General features: G+C 71.1%; 11 protein-coding genes and 1 pseudogene. 8 read left to right on the top strand and 4 right to left on the bottom strand.

From position 1 onward, the window contains the following. Positions 1 to 6: 6 nt before the first annotated feature. From IEY91_RS20940 to IEY91_RS20920, 5 genes are all read left to right on the top strand, one after another. The gene (locus IEY91_RS20940) at positions 7 to 1,443 is read left to right on the top strand and encodes an extracellular solute-binding protein (RefSeq protein WP_189175201.1); all 1,437 of its coding nucleotides are present in this window, start codon (positions 7 to 9) and stop codon (positions 1,441 to 1,443) included. 9 nt (positions 1,444 to 1,452) lie between these two features. After that, positions 1,453 to 2,409 (top strand): carbohydrate ABC transporter permease, encoded by a 957-nt coding sequence (locus tag IEY91_RS20935; RefSeq protein WP_189175200.1) that lies wholly within the window; start codon positions 1,453 to 1,455, stop codon positions 2,407 to 2,409. 10 nt (positions 2,410 to 2,419) lie between these two features. Continuing rightward, positions 2,420 to 3,295: a carbohydrate ABC transporter permease gene (locus tag IEY91_RS20930; protein ID WP_189175199.1), complete on the top strand. Its 876-nt coding sequence runs from the start codon at positions 2,420 to 2,422 to the stop codon at positions 3,293 to 3,295. A 79-nt stretch (positions 3,296 to 3,374) separates the two neighbouring features. Further along, complete coding sequence (locus tag IEY91_RS20925; protein ID WP_189175198.1) at positions 3,375 to 4,988, top strand: glycoside hydrolase family 13 protein; 1,614 nt, start codon at positions 3,375 to 3,377, stop codon at positions 4,986 to 4,988. 49 nt (positions 4,989 to 5,037) lie between these two features. After that, positions 5,038 to 7,257 (top strand): discoidin domain-containing protein, encoded by a 2,220-nt coding sequence (locus tag IEY91_RS20920; protein ID WP_189175197.1) that lies wholly within the window; start codon positions 5,038 to 5,040, stop codon positions 7,255 to 7,257. Between the two features lie 60 nt (positions 7,258 to 7,317). Here the strand turns inward: IEY91_RS20920 and IEY91_RS20915 are convergent, their stop codons facing one another. Both IEY91_RS20915 and IEY91_RS20910 read right to left on the bottom strand, forming a co-directional pair. Beyond that, a complete protein-coding gene (locus IEY91_RS20915; protein WP_189175196.1) occupies positions 7,318 to 7,818 on the bottom strand; it encodes a hypothetical protein in 501 nt (166 codons plus the stop codon). 152 nt (positions 7,819 to 7,970) lie between these two features. After that, positions 7,971 to 8,897: a helix-turn-helix domain-containing protein gene (locus IEY91_RS20910; protein ID WP_189175195.1), complete on the bottom strand. Its 927-nt coding sequence runs from the start codon at positions 8,895 to 8,897 to the stop codon at positions 7,971 to 7,973. A 113-nt stretch (positions 8,898 to 9,010) separates the two neighbouring features. On the opposite strand from IEY91_RS20910, the gene IEY91_RS20905 reads away from it, so the two are divergent. Next, positions 9,011 to 9,874 (top strand): NAD(P)H-dependent oxidoreductase, encoded by an 864-nt coding sequence (locus IEY91_RS20905; protein ID WP_189175194.1) that lies wholly within the window; start codon positions 9,011 to 9,013, stop codon positions 9,872 to 9,874. A 54-nt stretch (positions 9,875 to 9,928) separates the two neighbouring features. Here IEY91_RS20905 and IEY91_RS20900 read toward each other — a convergent pair whose 3' ends face one another. Continuing rightward, positions 9,929 to 10,753, bottom strand: a complete 825-nt coding sequence (locus IEY91_RS20900) for a class I SAM-dependent methyltransferase (RefSeq protein ID WP_189175193.1) — start codon at positions 10,751 to 10,753, stop codon at positions 9,929 to 9,931. Between the two features lie 146 nt (positions 10,754 to 10,899). On the opposite strand from IEY91_RS20900, the gene IEY91_RS20895 reads away from it, so the two are divergent. Further along, complete coding sequence (locus IEY91_RS20895; protein WP_189175192.1) at positions 10,900 to 11,499, top strand: TetR/AcrR family transcriptional regulator; 600 nt, start codon at positions 10,900 to 10,902, stop codon at positions 11,497 to 11,499. A 74-nt stretch (positions 11,500 to 11,573) separates the two neighbouring features. Here IEY91_RS20895 and IEY91_RS20890 read toward each other — a convergent pair whose 3' ends face one another. Beyond that, positions 11,574 to 12,284, bottom strand: coding sequence for a TetR/AcrR family transcriptional regulator (locus IEY91_RS20890; RefSeq protein WP_189175191.1), 711 nt, complete (start codon positions 12,282 to 12,284; stop codon positions 11,574 to 11,576). A 224-nt stretch (positions 12,285 to 12,508) separates the two neighbouring features. Here IEY91_RS20890 and IEY91_RS20885 point away from each other — a divergent pair. Beyond that, positions 12,509 to 13,703, top strand: a pseudogene (locus tag IEY91_RS20885) (FAD-dependent oxidoreductase). Positions 13,704 to 13,713 lie beyond the last annotated feature (10 nt).

Here is a 13,713-nt window from a genome sequence, read left to right as displayed (position 1 = left end):
CCACCGATGAGAAGCTCCGGGACACCGAGAAGCTCCGGGACACGCCGTCCCCGCACCCGCCGCCGCACCACCGCGGCCGCCCTCGCCTCCGTACTGGCCCTGACCACGCTCGCCGCCTGCGGCACCAGCAGCAGCGACGGCGGAGGCGACGACAACGCCGCGGACGCGGCCGACGCGGGCTCCCCGCTGGACCCGAGGACCAAGGTCACGCTGACCATCGACTGCATGCCGCCGGCCACCGAGAAGGCCGAGCTCAAGCAGTGGAAGGAAGACGTCGAGGCGTTCCACGCGAAGTACCCGAACGTCACGATCAAGGGCAAGCAGACCGACCCCTGCCTGGAGCCGCCCCGGTTCACGGCGATGCTCAAGGCCAAGTCCCAACCCGACGTGTTCTACACGTACTTCACCGATCTCCAGCAGGTCCTCGACAACGACGGCGCCGCCGACATCAGCGCGTACGTCAACGACAGGACCGTGCCCGCGCTCGGCGACATGGACCCCGACGTCCTCGACGTGATGAAGAAGGACGGCAAGCTCTACGGCCTGCCCTACAGCAACTACACGATGGGCCTGCTCATCAACCGCCCGCTCTTCGAGAAGGCGGGACTCGACCCCGACAAGCCGCCCACCACCTGGGCACAGGTGCGCGCGGCGGCCAAGAAGATCTCGGCGCTCGGCGACGGCGTCGCCGGGTTCGGCGAGTACAGCGCGGGCAACAACGGCGGCTGGCACTTCACCGCCACCACCTACGGCCTCGGCGGCGACATCGTCAGCGAGGACGGCACGAAGGCCGACTTCAACAACGGCACCGGCAAGCAGATCCTCGACAACCTCAAGGCCATGCGCTGGGACGACGACAGCATGGGCAAGACGCAACTGCTGAAGTGGGGCGACCTGCAGAAGCAGATGGCGTCCGGCAAGCTCGGCATGTTCATCGCCGCGCCCGACGACATCACGTACATGGTGCAGAACCTCGGCGCCAAGTACGGGGACTACGGGATGGCGCCGATCCCCGGGCAGAAGGCCACGCTCTACGGCGGCAACGACTACATGATCAAGAAGGGCGTCTCGTCGGACAAGGTCAAGGCCGCCATCGCCTGGATCAACTTCAAGTTCCTCACCCCCGGCAAGGGCCAGTTCGACTGGGCCCGTACCAAGGCTGACGGCCTGCCCGTCGGCCTGCCGCAGCCCAACTTCTGGACCGGGCGGACGAAGACGGCCGACGACAAGGCCCGCGCCACCAGCTCCACCATGCCCGTCGCGAACTTCAAGGCCTTCACCGCCGACCCCGTCCAGGGGAGGCCCGAACCGCCCAAGGCGCAGGAGATCTACAAGGTGCTCGACACGGCCATGTCGGCCGTCCTCACCAACGAGGACGCCGACACCGGCAAGCTCCTCGACACCGCCGAGAAACAGGTCAATCAGATCCTGGCGAACCAGTAGGGGGACACCGTGTCGGCCCCCACCCTGTCGAAGCGGCAGGCGCCGCCGCCCGCCCCGGACTCCCGCGGCCGGGGGCCCTGGCGGGAACGCGCGGCGTTCCGGCAGGCTCTGAAGCGCAATCTCACCGCCCACGGCTTCCTCGTCGGCGCCGTGCTCTGCTTCTCGTTCTTCTCCTGGTACCCGATGGTCAGGGAGTTCTTCCTGGCGTTCGAGAAGCGCGAGGACGGCGCGACCGTCTGGGCGGGCTGGTCCAACTTCACGTACATCTTCAACGACCCCGCCTTCTGGCAGGCCTGGCGCAACACCCTCCTGTTCACCGGGCTCGCGCTGCTCCTCGGCTTCGTCGTGCCGTTCGTCGTCGCCCTCGTGCTCAATGAATTCCGGCACGGCCGGGGCTATTTGCGGCTGCTCGTCTATCTGCCGGTGATGCTGCCGCCGGTCGCCTCCGTCCTGCTCTTCAAGTACTTCTACGACCCCGGCTACGGCCTGTTCAACCGCATGCTCGGCGCGGTGGGCCTGCCGGACCAGCAGTGGCTGCAGTCCACCGACACCGCGATGCTGTCCGTGGTGATCGCCGCGACCTGGATGAACATGGGCGGCGCGACCCTGATCTATCTGGCCGCACTCCAGGGCATCCCCGGAGAGCTGTACGAGGCCGCCGAGCTCGACGGCGCAGGGATCCTCCGCAAGATCTGGCACGTCACGATCCCGCAGACCCGGCTCGTCCTCTCGCTGATGCTGCTCATGCAGATCATCGCGACGATGCAGGTCTTCGTGGAGCCGTTCCTGCTGACCGGCGGCGCGGGCCCGGAGGGCGCGACCCTGACCGTCGTCCAGCTCATCTACCAGTACGCCTTCACCTTCAACAACTACGGCAGCGCCGCCGCGCTCGGCCTGGTGCTGCTCGTCCTGCTGGCCGTGTTCTCGGCGGCGTACGTCCGGCTGAGCCGCGTGAGCGAGGAGTGAGGGAGCCCCCATGACGACACGCACCCTGATCTCCCCCGCCCAACTAGCCCGCCCGCGCGGCAAGTTCCTCTACTGGACGGCCTTCGTCCTGGTCCTGGTGGTCTTCACGCTGGTCTTCATCGGGCCGCTGTACTGGATGGTCACCAGCGGCCTCAAGTCACCACAGGAGTTCGCGCAGACCCCGCCCACGCTCGTGCCCAAGGACGCCCACCCCGGCAACTACGCCGACGCGTGGGGGGTGATGGACCTGGCGAGGCTGCTCGGCAACACGCTGTACTACGCGCTCGGCGCCCTCGCCTTCCAGCTCGTCTTCGACGTGGCGGCCGCCTACTCACTCTCCAAGCTGCGGCCGGTGCTCGGCAACGTGATCCTCGGGGCGATGCTGGTGACCCTGATGATCCCGGCGACCGTCCTCGTCGTACCGCAGTATCTGACCGTCCTCGACGTGCCGATCGTCGAGCGCAACCTCGTCAACTCGCCCTGGGTGATCTGGCTGCCCTCGGTCACCAACGCCTTCAACATCTTCCTGCTCAAGCGGTTCTTCGACTCGATCCCGCGCGAGCTGCTCGACGCCGCCGCCATCGACGGGGCCTCGCCGCTGCGCACCCTGCGCTCGGTGGTCCTGCCGATCTCCCGGCCGATCCTCGGTGTCGTGTCGATCTTCGCGGTGGTCGGGGTGTGGAAGGACTTCCTCTGGCCCATGCTCACGCTGCCCGATCCCGGCAAGCAGACGATCAACGTCGGGATCTACTCGCTCGCCGCGAGCGTCACCGAGAACTGGCTGCTCGCGGCCCTCGTCATCGCCTCCCTGCCGACTCTTGTGATCTTCCTGGTGTTCCAGCGCCACATCATGAGCGGCCTGACCGCCGGCAGCCTCAAGGGCTGATCCGGTGGGCCGCCGGCCCGCGCGCCCCCACCCCGCCCCGGCCGGCGGCGGGGTCCCCCTGCCCGAAAGGACCGTCACCGTGGCAGCCACGCGACCGACCACCCCCGACTCCGACTGGTGGCGCTCCGCCGTCATCTACCAGGTGTACGTACGCAGCTTCGCGGACGGCGACGGCGACGGCACCGGAGACCTGGCGGGCGTGCGCGCCAAGCTGCCCTACCTCGCCGAACTCGGCGTGGACGCCCTGTGGTTCAGCCCCTGGTACCTCTCGCCGATGGTGGACGGCGGCTACGACGTCGCCGACTACCGGGTGATCGACCCGGCCTTCGGCACGGTCGCCGAGGCCGAGAAGCTGATCGCCGAGGCGCGGGCGCTCGGCATCCGCACCATCGTCGACATCGTCCCGAACCACGTCTCCGACCAGCACGTCTGGTTCCAGGCGGCGCTCGCCGCGGGCCCCGGGAGCCCCGAGCGCGAGCTGTTCCACTTCCGGCCCGGACGCGGCGCGCACGGCGAACTGCCGCCCAACGACTGGCCCTCGCAGTTCGCCGCGACCGCCTCCACCTGGACGCGGGTGCCGGACGGCGAGTGGTATCTGCACCTGTTCGCGCCCGAGCAGCCCGACCTCAACTGGGCGCATCCGGCCGTCCGTCAGGAGCACGAGGACGTGCTGCGCTTCTGGCTGGAGCGCGGGGTCGCGGGCGTACGCATCGACTCCGCCGCCCTGCCCGCGAAGGATCCCGCGCTGCCCGACTTCGTCGAGGGCCGCGACCCGCACCCCTTCCTGGACCGCGACGAGCTGCACGACATCTACCGTGCCTGGCGCGCCGTCGCCGACGAGTACGGGGCGGTCTTCGTGGGCGAGGTGTGGCTGCCCGACTCCGAGCGCTTCGCCCGCTATCTGCGCCCCGACGAGCTGCACACCGCGTTCAACCTGTCCTTCCTGAGCTGCCCCTGGGACGCGGCGCGGCTGCGGACGTCCATCGAGGAGACCCTCGCCGAGCACGCTCCGGTCGGCGCGCCCGCGACCTGGGTGCTGTGCAACCACGACGTGACGCGCACGGTCACCCGCTACGGCCGCGCGGACACCGGTTTCGACTTCGCCACGAAGGCCTTCGGCACGCCCACCGACCTGGCGCTCGGCGCCCGCAGGGCGCGGGCCGCGGCACTGCTCTCGCTCGCCCTGCCCGGTTCGGTGTACGTCTACCAGGGCGAGGAACTGGGGCTTCCGGAGTACGAGGTGCCGGTGGGCCGGATCCAGGACCCGATGCACTTCCGCTCGGGCGGCACGGATCCGGGGCGTGACGGGTGCCGGGTTCCGCTGCCGTGGTCGGCGGACGCGCCGCACGCGGGCTTCGGCTCGGCCGTGGAGCCGTGGCTTCCGCAGCCCGCCGACTGGCCGTCGTACGCGGCCGACCGGCAGTCCGGCGACCCCTCGTCGACGCTCGCCCTGTACCGCGAGGCGCTGCGGATCCGGCGTACGCTGCCCGGCTTCGGGGACGGCCCGCTGACCTGGCTGCCCGCGCCGGACGGAGTCCTTTCGTTCGCCCGCGCCGACGGACTGGTGTGCGTGGTCAACCTGGCCGCCGCGCCCTGCGCACCGCCCACCCACGAGAGCCTCCTGCTGGCCAGCGGTCCCCTGGACGACGGGGGGTGGCTGCCGCAGGACACGGCGGTCTGGCTGCGGGTCTGACCCGTGGCGGGGCCGTCGCCCCCCCCACCCCACTGGAGAGAGGTATGTCATGCGCACCTCATATACGGATACTGCGTTACGGCGCGGCCGAAGAGCGGTACCGCTCGCAGCGGCCCTCGGTCTCGCGGCGGGCCTGCTGACCGCGCTTGCCCCGGCCGCGCAGGCGGCCGACGACTCGTCGCGTGCCCGCGCCGCCGCGGGCGCCACCGTGCCCTTCACCTCCGTCGAGGCGGAGAGCGCCACGTCCAACGGCACCAGGATCGGGCCCGACTACACGCAGGGCACGGTCGCCTCCGAGTCCTCGGGCCGGCAGGCGGTCCGCCTCGCCGCGGGCCAGCACGTGGAGTTCACCCTGCCCAAGGCGGCGAACGCGCTGAACGTCGCGTACAGCGTGCCGGACGGCCAGTCGGGCTCCCTCGCGGTGTACGTCAACGGCGTGAAGCTCGACAAGTCCCTGGCTGTGACGTCGAAGTACAGCTATGTCGACACGCCCTGGATCCAGGGTTCCAAGACGCACCACCTCCTCGACGACGCCCGGCTGCTGCTCGGCCGGAACGCGGCGGCCGGGGACAAGGTCCGCCTCGAGGCCACCGGCAGCCAAGTGACCGTCGACGTCGCCGACTTCGAGCAGGTGGCCGCTGCGGGGGCAAAGCCCGCCGGGGCGGTGTCGGTGACCGACAAGGGCGCCGACCCCTCCGGTCAGGGCGACTCCACGCAGGCCTTCCGCGAGGCCATCACCGCGGCGAAGGGCGGCACGGTCTGGATTCCGCCGGGCGAGTTCAAGCTGACGCAGTCCCTCAGCAACGTCGACAACGTACAGATCAAGGGCGCGGGCCACTGGTACTCGGTCGTGCGGTCCTCCCGCTTCATCGACCAGTCGAGCGCACCCACCGGCAAGGTCGGTCTGCACGACTTCGCGGTGATCGGTGAGGTCACCGAGCGCGTCGACAGCAACCCGGACAACTTCGTGAACGGCTCCCTCGGCCCCAACTCGGCCGTGTCCGGGATGTGGTTGCAGCATCTCAAGGTCGGCATGTGGCTGATGGGCAACAACGACAACCTGGTCGTCGAGAACAACCGGTTCCTCGACATGACGGCCGACGGCCTGAACCTGAACGGCACCGCGCGCGGGGTGCGGGTGCGCGACAACTTCCTGCGCAACACCGGTGACGACGCCCTCGCCATGTGGTCGCTCAACACCACCAACAGCGACTCGGCGTTCATCGGCAACACCGTCTCGCAGCCCAACCTGGCCAACGGCATCGCGATCTACGGCGGCCGGGACATCACCGTCAAGGACAACCTGATCCTCGACACCAACGCCCTCGGCAGCGGCATCGCCATCTCCAACCAGAAGTTCCTCGACCCGTTCTTCCCCCTCTCCGGCACCATCACGGTGTCCGGCAACACGCTCGTGCGCTCCGGCGCGATGAACCCCAACTGGAACCATCCGATGGGCGCGTTGCGCGTGGACGCGTACGACAGCGCGATCGAGGCGACCGTCGACATCACCGACACGACGATCACGGACAGCCCGTGGAGCGCGTACGAGTTCGTGTCCGGCGGCGGGACGGGCAAGGCCGTGCGCAACGTAACTGTCGACAGATCGACGGTGGACAAGGTGGGCACGGTCGTCGTGCAGGCGGAGACTCCGGGCGCGGTCCGGATGGCCGACGTCAAGGCCACCTCTGTGGGCGCCGCGGGCATCTACAACTGCCCCTACCCGTCCGGCTCGGGCACCTTCTCCCTCACCGACGGCGGCGGCAACTCCGGCTGGGACAGCGTCTGGGGCGACTGCTCGACCTGGCCGCAGCCCGGCGGCGGCAACCCCGACCCCGACCCGAAGCGCAACCTCGCCAAGGGCCGCCCCGCCACCGCGACCGGCTCCACCGACGTCTACACGCCCGGCAAGGCGGTCGACGGCGACGCGGCCACGTACTGGGAATCCACCAACAACGCCTTCCCGCAGTCGATCACGGTCGACCTCGGCAAGGCGGAGCCGGTCCGCAAGCTCGTCCTGAAGCTGCCACCGCCCGCGGCCTGGGAGCCCCGCACCCAGACCCTCTCCCTCCAGGGCAGCACCGACGGCTCCGGCTACACCACCCTGATCCCCTCCAAGGGCTACCGCTTCGACCCGGCGACCGGCAACACGGTGACGCTCGACGTACCGGCGTCGACGCCCAACGTCCGGCACCTGCGCGTCCACGTGACCGCCAACACGGGGTGGCCTGCGGCGCAGTTCAGTGAGGTGGAGGCTTACTTGAGCTGAGGGTCGGGCGGGTCCGGGCCCATTGCGGGTCCGGACCTGTCGGGTTCGGGTCCGGGCCCGTCAGCGAGGTTGATCGGCTGGACGCCAGGCCGACAGCTTCGCCGCGATCCCGGCCCGCACGTCCTTGGTCCCGACCACCACGAACCACGTCTTCCCGTCGCGGGGCTGCACCACGGACATCGCGCCCCGGGCTCCGGACGTGGCAGCACGGGCGTCCCGGGCGCCGTACTCGATGACCATGGCGCGCTTGCCGCACGACAACCGGGCCCAGGCCGAGTGGCGTTCGGACGAGGACATGGAGGCCTCGGCGTAGGGCCCGCCGGGAAGATCGGTCTGCGCGTCGCTGCCGTCCTCCGGCCACGCGGCCTTCAGCCCGAAGTTGCCCTCCCCGGGACCGGTCACGGCCAGACCGCAGGACTTGCTGTCGAGGTAGGTGACGAGACGATCGCCCCCGATGCGCAGCTCCGCGACGGGACGCGTGCCCTCCGCAGGAACACCGCCCCCCAGCTCTTCGAGGGGATCGCCTTGCAGGACGATCGCACGGAGCTTCTCCAAGGGCACGGGCCCCGACCTCGACGACGGCCGACTCGCATCGTCGTCGTGGCTTCCCGTCGTGCAGGAAGCGACGGCCAGCGATACGGCGAGGGCAAGAGCGGCGGTGCGGGAAGATCGAATCACCGACACGACCCTACCCGCCCTCCCACCTGCGTCTTTCAGTCGTGTGCGCCCACGGCGAGGCGGGCCAGGGACGCCGCCTCCGGTGTCCCCTCCTCCGCGCTGAACACATGCACCACGAGGCCCGTCTCCCCCGGCTCGGCCGGTACGTGCAGGGTCTCGAAGTCCAGGGTGAGGAGCCCGGCCGCCGGGTGCCGGAGGCGCTTGCGGCCCGCCGCGCACATCACGACCTCGCCGGTGCCCCAGATCCGGCGGAAGTCGGGGCTGTGCCCGGAGAGTTCGGAGATGAGCGCGGCGAGTTCCGCGTCGTCGGGGTAGAGGCCGGCGGCGACCCGGAGCTGGCCCACTGCCTCGGCCGCCCGGTCCTCCCACTCGGGGTAGACGGTCCGGGAGGCGGGGTCGAGGAAGAGGTAGCGGGCGTTGTTCCGGTCCCGGCGGCCGGGGTTGCCCAGGCCGCCGGTCAGTTCGGCGCCCAGGGCGTTCCAGGCGACCACGTCGAGGCGGTGGTTCGTCGCGAACACCGGGAAGTGGGACTGGGACAGGGAGTCGAGGACTCGCTGCAGCAGGGGGCTGACCCGGGCCTTCGGCGCGGGGCCGCGCCTGGCGCCGGCCAGGGTGTCGAGGTGCCTGCGCTCCGCCGTGTCGAGGCCGAGCGCGCCCGCGAGCGCGTCGAGGACCTCCGGGGACGGCTGGGTGGCGCGGCCCTGTTCGAGACGTACGTAGTAGTCCACGCTGATCCCCGCGAGCTGGGCCAACTCCTCGCGCCGCAGCCCGCGCACGCGTCGGCGCCGGCCGCCCGCGATGCCGACCTCCTCCGGCGCGACGCGCCCGCGCCGGGCCCGCAGGAAACCGCCGAGCGCCCGCCGGGAGTCACCGACCCCGTCGATGCCGCCGCCCGCTCCGACCCCAGCACTGTCTCCGCCGACCTCGGCACCGCTCGCGATGCGCTCCTCCACGCCGTTCATGGGATCAAGTATGCGTGTCGCGCGTGAAGGTGGTCCTGGCATTACCAGGACAGCCGGTCCGCTGGTCGAAGAGGGTTCTGGCTGCCGCGCCGCGTACGGGAGAACGTGGCCTCATGACCGAAGCCACACAGCAGCCGCAGCCCGTCGCACAGCCGCAGCCCCAGCCCCTCGCACAACCGCATCCCCACCAGCCGCCGAAGAAGAAGATCCTCGTCGTCAGCGCCCACCCGGACCCCGCCTCCCTCAACACCGCCCTCACCGACTTCGCGGTCGACCACCTGCGCGCGGCGGGGCACGAGGTGCGGCTCTCCGACCTGTACGCGATGAAGTGGAAGGCGACGATCGACGCCGACGACTTCACCGACCACAGCGCGGACGAGCGGCTGCACGTGATGGCGGCCTCCGAGCGGGCGACGCTGGCGGGGCGACTCTCGGCGGACGTCGCGGCGGAGCAGGAGAAGGTGCGCTGGGCGGACGCGGTCGTCCTGCAGTTCCCGATGTGGTGGTTCGCGCCCCCGGCGATCCTGAAGGGCTGGATCGACCGGGTCTTCACGAGCGGCTTCGGCTACGGCCCGAAGGTCCCTCCGCCCTACTCCGAAGGCCCCTTGGCCGGCCGCCGCGCCTTGCTGTCGGTCACAGCCGGCGCCCGAGAGACATCCTTCTCGGACCGCGGCATCCACGGCCGCCTCACGGACGTCCTCCACCCGCTCCAGCACGGCCTGTTCTGGTTCACGGGCATGGCCCCCCTGGAGCCCTTCGCCGTGTACCACGCCAACGACCTGCCCGCAGAGCGCTTCGAGGCGGCACGACAGGAGTACGCCCACCGCCTCGACGGCCTCTTCACGGACGCCCCGGTCCCGTTCCGCACGCTCGTGGGCGGTGATTACGACCATGACATGCGGTTGTTGGAAGGGGTGGAGGGGGCGGGTGTGAGCGGTTTGGATCTCCATGTCCGCCCGACTGCTCGGCGGCGGTAGCCAGTTGCCGACTCACCCGATGCCCGTGCCGCCGGTCCACGGTCCACCTCGTATTCAGGCACGGCCGGTGCGCGCAGCCGTCACCGCCACCGCCGCATAGCGCATCGTGAAGGCGCCCCCGAGTGCGTCGATGACGGTACCGATGCCGGTGAGCAGGTCCTTGAGGACGGGCTTCGGGAGTTGGCTGTTGCCGCCGTGTGTGGGCAGTTGGTCGAGCCACTGGTCCCGGGTGTAGGTGTGCTCCCAATTGTGCCGCCAGCGTTCCGGAGCGTCGAACGCGGCCGTCTGTCGGATGCCATCCGTCGCGCGCGCGGACAGCGCCTCGTACGCGTCGAGCGGGGGCTTCGCCCAGGGGCTGCGAGGCGCGTCGGGCACCACGCGCCGGTGCACCTCGGCGAAGGCTTCCCGTATGCCGGGGGCGGGGTCGAACACGTTCCAGAACACGGTCAGTCGGCCGCCCGGTCGCAGGGCCCGCGCCGCGTTCGCCGCGCCCGCGGCCGCGTCCACCCAGTGCCAGGTCTGTGCCGCCACCACCGCGTCGAAGGTCCGGCCGACCGGGTCCCACTCCTCGAAGGCCGCGACTTCGGCCTCGACGCCGGTGCGGCGCGCCAGGTCGGCCATCCGCGCGTCGACGTCCACGCCCAGCACGCGGCAGCCCGCCGCCTGGAACTGACGGGCGGCGATGCCGGTGCCGACGCCCACGTCCAGGACGTCGGGGCCCGGGGCTGCGGCGACTATGCGGTCGATGAGCGCTTGCGGGTAGCGGGGGCGGGCCCGGTCGTAGCGTTCGGCGTCCGCGCCGAAGGATTCCGCCAGTTGGCGGTTTCGGTGCGGCTCGTCGCCGGGCTCATGCGCGTGCGGCGGAGGCATAGTGGGCATATGCCCACTATGGGTGGGCGGTCGCCCACTCGTCAATCGGTCGTGGGCTGGGGCTACCGGTCCGGGCGGTGGGGTCAGTGGCGTCCGTCCGGTGCGTGAAAGACTCGGCAGCCGGGCCGAACCGGCGAGCTAAGGAGCAGTGCACGGTGCCGACAGGAGTGGCCATCCGCGACGCGCGCGAGCAGCTTTTCGACGCCGCCGAGCGCATCCTGCTCCAGGACGGGCCGAGCGCCCTGACCAGCCGGGCGGTCACCACCGAGGCGGGCTGCGCCAAGGGCGTACTGCATCGGCACTTCGCCGACTTCGACGCCTTCCTCGCCGAACTCGTCCTCGACCGGGTCGCCCGCGTCGAGGCGCGCACCGATGCCCTGCGCGCCGCCGCCGGGACCGGCACCGTCGTCGGCAACCTCACCGACGTACTGACGGACCTCTTCGAGTCGGTCGCCGTGGCCATCGTCGGCCTGGTCACCTCTCGGGACGGGCTGCGCGCCCGGCTGCGCGAGGCCCGGCCGACGGGCGTGCCCGTCCTCGCGGAGGCGGCGGCCATGATCGCCTCGTACCTCGCCGCCGAGCGCGACCGCGGCCGCATCGCGGCGGACGCCGACGTCGAGATCCTCGCCCCTACGCTGATCGGGGCGGCGCATTTGCTCTTCGCGGACCGGAAGGGTGTGTCGCCGGAGTCTGCGGTTGTCGGGCGGGTCGTGGCGACGGTTGTGGGTGGGGTCGTACGGGATGGGCGGGGCTGAGGTGTCCGGCTTGGGGCGTGCCGCCTGAGGCCTCCGGGCTGCCGGGCTGCCGGGCTGCCGCGCGAACCGCCAGTTCAGCCGCGCGCACCGTCCGGTGCCGGTGCCGTGAGGATGCCGTTGAGGAGAACGTCCAGGGCCCAGGTCCTGCGTGCCTCGGGGGAGCCCGAGACGAGTTGGTCGGCGGCCGCCGCGATGCGGGGGTGGCGGTCCTGGCGGGCGCCGCGCAGGGTCTCGGTGAGCGCGTCCCATTCCTCCTGGGTGTCGTCGGCCTGGCGGCGGGTGCCGTGTTCCGCGGCGGTCGCCGTGGCGTACTGCAGGAGCAGGTCGACGGCCCAGCCCGCGCGCTCACCCTCCATGCCGCCCTCGGCAAGGACGGTCAGGAGTGCCTCGACCAGGTCCAGGTAGCGCTCGCCCCGCGGGCGCGTCACCAGCGCCGAACGGGCCAGGCTCGGGTGCTCGTACAGCACCTCGATGTACGAGGACAGGATCCGCGCCAGCCGGTCCCGCCAGCCCAGCGGGCCCGCTGCCGCCGCCGTCACCCCGAGGTCCACCTCGCCGAGCAGCTCGTCCAGGACCGCGGCGTGCAGCTCCGCGGTGTTGCGGAAGTACACGTACAGCGAGGCCGGTCCGGTGTCGAGCTCCTGGGCCAGCCGCCGCATCGTCACGCGCTCAAGACCCTCGCTCCGCATCAGCCCGACGGCGGTCGCGACGATTCCGGGGCCCGTCAGGGCGGGCTTGGCGGGCCGCTCGCGGCGGCTGCGGGGGGTGGGGGTCGCGGGTGACATGACCGTAAGGGTAACGAACGTGTTCGTCGGCAACAAGGTGGTGGTGGGGTTGCGAGGGCGCCCTTCCCGTGCGCCGCCCCTCTTCACGTATCCGATAAGTCGCAGGTCAGAGTCATTCGGCTCCAGTCTTCACCCACTCAGAGCTCGACGAACTTGTTCGTAACGAACATGTTCGTTACCGTTGAAGAAGCAAGCAGGCATCGCAACAGCGAAGGAGCAGCACCATGACCACCCACCACCCCATCTCAGTAATCGGCGCGGGCCTCGGCGGTCTCACGCTCACCCGCGTCCTGCACCTGCACGGCATCGAGGCCGCCGTCTTCGACCTCGACGCGTCCCCGACCGCCCGCGCCCAGGGCGGCATGCTGGACATCCACGAGGAGACCGGGCAGGCCGCGCTGCGTGCCGCCGGTCTTTACGAGGGCTTCTGGGACCGTCATCGCCAGGGCGGCCAGGCGACGCGCGTCCTCGACAAGCACGCGACCGTGCTGCGCGCGGAGGTCGACGACGGCGCGGGCGGACGCCCCGAGATCAATCGGGCGGCCCTGCGCGACCTGCTGCTCGACTCACTGCCCGAAGGGACGATCCGCTGGGGCGCCAAGGCCACCGGGGCCCGCCCCCTGGGCGAAGGACGCCATGAGGTGACGCTCGCCGACGGCACGACGTTCACCACCGACCTGCTGGTCGGCGCCGACGGCGCCTGGTCCCGGATCCGCCCGCTGGTGTCGGCGGGCACCCACCCCCGTCTACTCCGGCCTCTCCTTCGTGGAACTGCATCTGTACGACGCCGACAACCGCCACCCGAGGGCCGCCGAACTCGTGGGCGACGGCTCGCTCTTCGCGCTGGGCGACGAGAAGGGGTTCATGGGCCACCGCGACGCCGGCGGGCTGCTGCACATCTACGTGGCGTTGAAGACGCCCGCCGACTGGGCGACGTCCGGCGCCATCGACTTCACCGGCACCGGCACCGGCACCGGCACCGGCACCAGCACCGAGCAGGCCAAGGCCGCGCTCCTCACGTACTTCGAAGGCTGGGACGACAGCCTTCGCGCCCTGATCACGGACGCCGAGGGACCGCTGGTGGCGCGGCCGATCCACGCCCTGCCCATCGGCCACCGCTGGCAGCCCACGCCGGGAGTCACGCTCCTCGGCGATGCCGCGCACCTGATGTCCCCGTTCGCGGGCGAGGGCGCCAACCTCGCCATGATCGACGGCGCCGACCTCGCCGCCGCGCTCGCGGCGCACCCGGACGACTTCGGCAAGGCACTGCGGGTCTACGAGGACGGGATGTTCCCGCGCGCCGAGGAGATGGCGGCCGAGTCCGCCGCCAACCTCGACCTCTGCTTCACGGCCGACACACCGCGAGGGCTCCTCGACTTCTTCGCCGCGCACGACGCGGAGGCCGCGCGCACCGCCTGACGAACGCGCG

This window comes from Streptomyces lasiicapitis (assembly GCF_014646335.1).
Lineage (GTDB): Bacteria > Actinomycetota > Actinomycetes > Streptomycetales > Streptomycetaceae > Streptomyces > Streptomyces lasiicapitis.
Note: the sequence above shows the minus strand (reverse complement) of the source record. Positions and strands in the feature narration are given on the sequence as shown.

Bases quoted from the DNA above. Each gene is read 5' to 3' on its own strand.
- IEY91_RS20940 (WP_189175201.1), top strand. From the start codon at position 7: ATGAGAAGCTCCGGGACACCGAGAAGCTCCGGGACACGCCGTCCCCGC.
- IEY91_RS20930 (WP_189175199.1), top strand. From the start codon at position 2,420: ATGACGACACGCACCCTGATCTCCCCCGCCCAACTAGCCCGCCCGCGC.
- IEY91_RS20920 (WP_189175197.1), top strand. From the start codon at position 5,038: ATGCGCACCTCATATACGGATACTGCGTTACGGCGCGGCCGAAGAGCG.
- IEY91_RS20910 (WP_189175195.1), bottom strand. From the start codon at position 8,897: ATGAACGGCGTGGAGGAGCGCATCGCGAGCGGTGCCGAGGTCGGCGGA.
- IEY91_RS20905 (WP_189175194.1), top strand. From the start codon at position 9,011: ATGACCGAAGCCACACAGCAGCCGCAGCCCGTCGCACAGCCGCAGCCC.
- IEY91_RS20900 (WP_189175193.1), bottom strand. From the start codon at position 10,753: ATGCCCACTATGCCTCCGCCGCACGCGCATGAGCCCGGCGACGAGCCG.
- IEY91_RS20890 (WP_189175191.1), bottom strand. From the start codon at position 12,284: ATGTCACCCGCGACCCCCACCCCCCGCAGCCGCCGCGAGCGGCCCGCC.